Source organism: Caballeronia sp. (assembly GCF_049581465.1).
GTDB lineage: Bacteria > Pseudomonadota > Gammaproteobacteria > Burkholderiales > Burkholderiaceae > Caballeronia.
The window spans coordinates 1-5,114 of record NZ_JBAUSA010001277.1; the positions used below are offsets into that span (position 1 = coordinate 1).

Sequence of the window (5,114 nt, forward strand, 5' to 3'; positions counted from 1 at the left end):
CCCCTGTTCGGGGCGGAACTTCATTTCAAACGCGAAAAGAAACGAAGCAAAGAAACGCGTTTTAAACCGCCAACATTTAAGTGTCGTCGTTGCTCACTTCGCGTTTTTGGCACGAACGTAGCCCGGCCCTCACACATCAACGCGCAGTCGAACACCCACCTCTTATCAAAAGGCCCCCCACACGCTTCGCTTCCAACGCTCAAAGTGGCGAAATCCCGGGCGCCGGCTGTCCCGCTGTCCGCTACCCGCTGACCTACTGACATACAAACCTAGTGACTTATTGACCCGCCGACCGCCGACCGCCGACCCGAATGGAGTATTGGTTCGCGCGTGTTCGACGCGTGCTTATTCAGAGATGTGGCTTATGCCGGTGTTGTACTTTTTGCGCGCTGGAGGCGAAGCGTGTGCGTGCCGGTGGTGCTTGAGAAGGGTGTTCGACTGCGGGTTCATGCGTGGGGGTGGTACTACGTTCGTGCCAACAGCTTGAAATGAGTGTTGAGGACACTTAAGAATTGGCGGTTTAAAACGCGTTTCTTTGCTTCGTTTCTTTGCTTCGTTTCTTTTCGCGTTTGAAAAGAAATGAAGTTCCGCCCCGAACAGGGGCTAACAGAAATAAGCAAGAAAATCCGACTTAAGCAGAACGACCACGCTGGCAGAAGGACTCAATGCTCGCCCCACACTCGCCGCGAACAGCATCCCTCAATCTAGCCCCATACTCGCCGCGAGCAGCCCCCCTTACCCGAGCCCCGCACCCTCCGCGATCAGCGCCCCCCTCTAACCTCCTTCCACCCGCACGGCACCGCCCCTCTCACGCCCCGACAATCCTTCCCGCAACCCACGGCCCAGCCACTCGTTGGCGAACCTCGTACATGGCTCCTCCACCCGCCGTGTGGTAAATCTCGCTCCAGCATAAGCGACAGCGGTAGCAACAACCATCGAAGCCCCAAAAACCACAAGCGGAAAATCCCCCGCGAAATCGTCGACTGCATCGATCCGGAGCACGGCCCGAACACCCAGTATCGCGATGAAATGCCAGACATAAATGCCAAAACTATTGCGCCCAAGCGCCACGACGGCAGGCGCCCGCAAAAACGGCTGAGATGCCCGGGTCATCAATAACATCGAGGCAGCCGTTGTCATCGCCGCAAAGGTCGGCGCGAGTACGTGGGCCAGTCCACCCCCGGTACCAGCGAAAAACATCGCAGCAGCCATCGCTGATCCGCCCACTGCTAGCGCCGCGCACGCACGCCCCGACAACATCGCATCGCCAATTAAAAATCGCCTGCCCACATGCCAAACCCAAAACCCGACGATAAAACACGACAACTGCGTAGGCGGCCAAAAATAAAAATACTCGTTATTCACAATACGGCACGCAGGGCCGCCATCGCACGCACCGAAATACCAGAATGTCGCCGAACTCAGCGCCGCCAGCGACGAGACCACAATCAACCCGCGCGTCGTCCGGCAAACGAAAACCAGAAACGGCGCAATGGCGTAGAAAAACATCTCGACGCCAATCGACCACCCACCCGGCACGACACTATCAATGGCCGACGGAAACCATGAGTGGATAAAAAGCAGGTTGAGAATCACATCGGAGAAATCGTGCGGCTCCTGTATATGACCGTGCGCGAGGTGAAGGACATATTCAACCGCGCTGTATCCGACTACCGCGAGATAGTAGAGCGGCGCAATCCGCGCAATTCGCTTCACATAGAAACTCAGCAGTACTTGGCGCATGCCACCAAGGCGATGCGCGTCATGCTGGATCGACGCGGCTATCGTGATCGCGCTAATCACAAAAAAACACTGCACGCCATACTGACCCAGATTCGCAAGCGTGTCGATCCACACAGGACCGGTAACCATCCACGGCGCAAGATGCACCGCGATCACACCTAGGACGGCAAGCGTGCGCCCGGCGTCGAGGGCGGCAATGCGAGGGGCCGTCGTCATAGGCGCGCCTGCGCCATAACGGTCGACGAACGGCACGCCCCCGCGCCGCAGTATTCAAGCGCTTCCATAATAATTCCCGGACAACAAGTTGGAATCGTCCGATATCAATCGGACGACCTGGGCAGACGAGGATTTATACGAGTTGCCTTAAGTCAGGCGACGTGCGTGGGAACCACAGGCACTTCCATTTCGCCTTTGCGCTTTGCCGGGAACAGCGCGTCGCGAATCTTGAGGAACGGGAACTCGACCGCGCGGGTGGTCACGTACCCGATCACGATCGCAATGCAGAACTGCGCGCTCAGCACGAGCGCCCACGCAACCAGTGGCGGGACGTGCATGGCGGCGGCCTTGTTAATCAATATGTCGCCGGGAGCCAACGCAAGCGAATGCCACAGGTAGATGCCGTACGAATACACACCGATCCACGCCACTGCGCGATAAGCCCGCGAGTCACGGATCGAGCCCGAGTACTCAAGCGCAAGCACGATCGCCGCGGCGAAGCCTATCGCCTGAATGGTGTAGCCAATGCTTTCATCGAGCGCAAGGTGCTTTGTGGCCAACACGAGCCACGCGATCAACGCGCCGACCATGGCGAAGAGCAGCCACTTTTTATCGGCAAATTTCTTGTAGACCGCAGGCTTCATCCAGTAGAAAGCCGCGAGGATCACGCCGAAAAGCAAACTGTCGATGCGGTACTGCGTCTGGTAAAACGCAGCGTCGAGGTCGCCATTGGACACCACCGCGCAGCGCGCGATCAGCACCAGGCCGCAGAGGGCCAGCAAGGTCGCGATGATCGCGTTCGCACCCACTTTGAAGCGCACGAAGAGCAGCAGCAGCGCGGGCAGGAACAGGTAGAAATGCTCTTCGACAGCGAGGCTCCAGGTCTGGTTGATCGACGTCCCGAGGTAGTTCTGCAAGTGTGTCAGGTTCTGGATCAGGAAGGTATCGGTGGGATGCCTGCCCGCGAACACATGGAACAGGATCAGTACGTAGTACGCAGGCCAGATCTTGAAGATACGTCGAATGATGAAACGCCGCGCATCGATGCGCCCGGATTCCGAATACTGTTTTAAGAGCAGTCCACCCACGAGAAAACCACTGAGCGTAAAGAACAGGTTGACGCCTTCACGCCCAAAACTCTTCAGCGGATATTCAATAACGCTAACAAACGAATAGCCGGTCTTGACCGAGTGAAAATGAAACCCCATGACGGCGATGATCGCGATTCCCCGGACGAAATCGAGCTCGATTGTCCGGTTCATGGTTCGCTGCGTACGTGGTTTTCCAAACAAGCCCATGGGGACCCCCTCGTGATTCCAACCTGTCTCTTGGTATGGTGTGACTGACTCTTCGGGCGTGAAATGCGCCGCCGCGCAAAACAATCTTCGGTCCCTGAATCTTCGTCTGACAGCACCGGTTTCATCCGCCAACATCACGCCGTTCGCAGCCAGCCAATGCGGCCTGTCGCACGCGCGCGACGCTTGACCGCGCGAGAGCCGCGAGTATTGAGCAACGCTGCGAATACCCCTTGAATCAGAGCGAATCCGGTGTTCCTCACACGGTCGAGTGCGGTGCAGCACACATGGGTTTTCGCCTATTGAAGACGAAGACTAGTGCTTTCCCGCCGCGTGCCATGCAGCCAATTCCGCCACTGATATATTCCGACGAACTAGCCATTCCCGCCGCTGGCGCGGCTTTTCATTGCGCCGAAACAAATGGGTCGGAATCGGTTTCTACAATGCGCGCTATGCGTTCTAAACAACGGAGTGAATGTGTTCCGCAAGGCATGCTTGGAACACCTGGCGTCAAACATGCATCGTCAAAAACCGCGTTGAGCATTCGAGTTGAAACGCGAGGCGTCACACTGAGAGCTGAAAGAGAGACTAGCCATGCGCAACAAGTACACGACCCTCTGGATCTGGTTGTTTATCTTCCCTCTCGCGCTCGACTATAAGGCGGCGGAGGACGGCGGCAACCACCTGATGCAGGTCCTTATCACGCTGCCTGTGCTCGCTACCGGGCTGATCCTCTGGCTGATCGCGCCGAGCTTCACGCGCCGCTCGCGGCTGCGCGTAGCGATCACGGCCGCTACGGTGCTAACGGTTGTCGGCAGCATCGTCGCGCAGGTTTTGCAGGGCAACGACTTTGGCAACTACATGCGCACGTTGCTGCCCTTCGGCCTGTTCCTGCTTGGCTATCTTGCGGCGTGCCGGCCGTGGCAAGCCGACCGTATCGAACAATTCGAAAAGGCGCTCTTCTGGTCGATGACCGTCTCACTTGTATTCAGCTTCATCTACGGCATGTTGACCAGCGGCGGTCCGCTCGAAGACGTTCGCTACCGCATTGTTTCGGTCACGTTTCTCGGATTGCAGGGCGTGATCCTGCATCAGTTCGTCGTCGCCAAGCGCATTACCAAACTCACACTCGCCATTTTCCTTGGCACCATCCTGATCGAATTGCTGAGCGTCACGCGCAGCCTGCTCGTAGGCACCGTCCTGCTATTCGTGTTCGCGACGTGGCTGTCGGCACCGTCGCCGCGCCACCTGGTGAAAGCAGGCATGCGCGCGCTGATGACTGGCGCACTGATCGCGGCCATGGCCGCCGGTGCAGCCATGTTTTTCCCGGACGTAGCCGAGCACTGGTCGCAGCGAATCTTCATATCGCAGGAAGTGACTTCCGGACGCGATCCGACCACCGTCACCCGACTTGCCGAGATGAAGAACCAGTACGATCAGGTCACTTCCTCACCGACTGCGCTGATTGCCGGAAAGGGTTACGGTGCAATCTATCGATATTCTCCCGAGTACCTGCCCGAGCTCGCCGGACAGTTTTCCGCGAAGGATTTCTACGCGATCAAGGAATGGGCCGCGGGCCACAATTTCTGGGTCTATCAGTTCTTTGCCGGCGGCCTGCTCTTCGGCCTGCTGTTGCCGCTTGCTTTGCTGGTTGCCCTGGTCGTGGGAGCGGTAGCGTATCGCGTATGGCGGCGGCGGGTGCCTGACATGTTGTACCTCCCGGTAATGGGACGAGCGTTGCTGTTACTGGCCGGCTTGCCGGCGACGTCGATCGGCGGTAATCCGCTTGGTCCGCGTTACTCGGGGCTGGTGTTTGGCGTCGCGCTCGGCCTGCTGGTCGCGACCTACACGCGGATCTCC

At 58.1% G+C, this 5,114-nt stretch carries 3 protein-coding genes; 1 reads left to right on the forward strand and 2 read right to left on the reverse strand.

The features are described 5' to 3' along the window. Nucleotides 1-774 precede the first annotated feature (774 nt). Both WCA53_RS30990 and WCA53_RS30995 read right to left on the reverse strand, forming a co-directional pair. A complete protein-coding gene (locus WCA53_RS30990) occupies nucleotides 775-1,959 on the reverse strand; it encodes an acyltransferase family protein (protein WP_423920518.1) in 1,185 nt (394 codons plus the stop codon). Nucleotides 1,960-2,111: 152 nt separating this feature from the next. After that, entirely contained in the window at nucleotides 2,112-3,257 is a 1,146-nt protein-coding gene (locus WCA53_RS30995; RefSeq protein ID WP_423920521.1) for an acyltransferase family protein, read from the reverse strand. A gap of 591 nt (nucleotides 3,258-3,848) precedes the next feature. On the opposite strand from WCA53_RS30995, the gene WCA53_RS31000 reads away from it, so the two are divergent. Then, the coding region (locus tag WCA53_RS31000) for a hypothetical protein (RefSeq protein WP_423920524.1) at nucleotides 3,849-5,114 on the forward strand (1,266 nt) is incomplete at its 3' end.